At 77.2% G+C, this 334-nt stretch carries 1 protein-coding gene; it reads right to left on the bottom strand.

Annotated features, from left to right (window positions below; genetic code table 11):
* Positions 1-90: 90 nt before the first annotated feature.
* On the bottom strand, positions 91-334 hold a 244-nt coding region (locus PUR61_RS15950), incomplete at its 5' end, for a hypothetical protein (protein ID WP_443035177.1).

The following is a 334-nucleotide window of genomic DNA, read 5'->3' as shown; positions in this document are numbered from 1 at the left end:
GGTCGCGGTGCCGTCCGCGCGCCGGACCCCCGGGTCGAGGGCGGGATCGGACGAGCCCACGTCTGAACTCCGGTCCCCGTGTGAGAGCTCCTATGCGGTGAGCTGCTGGGCGGTGTCGGGGGGGTGGGGGTGCTGGGCGACGGGTGTGGGTTTGATGTGTGCGTTGTCGGGGTGGGGGCCGCGGTGGTGGGGGTGGCGGGGGACGCCGGGGAGCTGGCCGGGGTGGGCCCACTGGGGGAGGTCGCCGCCGGGCATCGCGGCGAGGGAGCAGCCGCGGTTGGGGCCGGCGGCGGCCTGGCCCTTGACCAGCCGCTCCCAGATCGCGCCGGTGGCC

This window comes from Streptomyces sp. BE20 (assembly GCF_036322525.1).
Classification (GTDB): Bacteria; Actinomycetota; Actinomycetes; order Streptomycetales; family Streptomycetaceae; genus Kitasatospora.
This window is presented reverse-complemented; position numbering and strand designations above follow the sequence as displayed.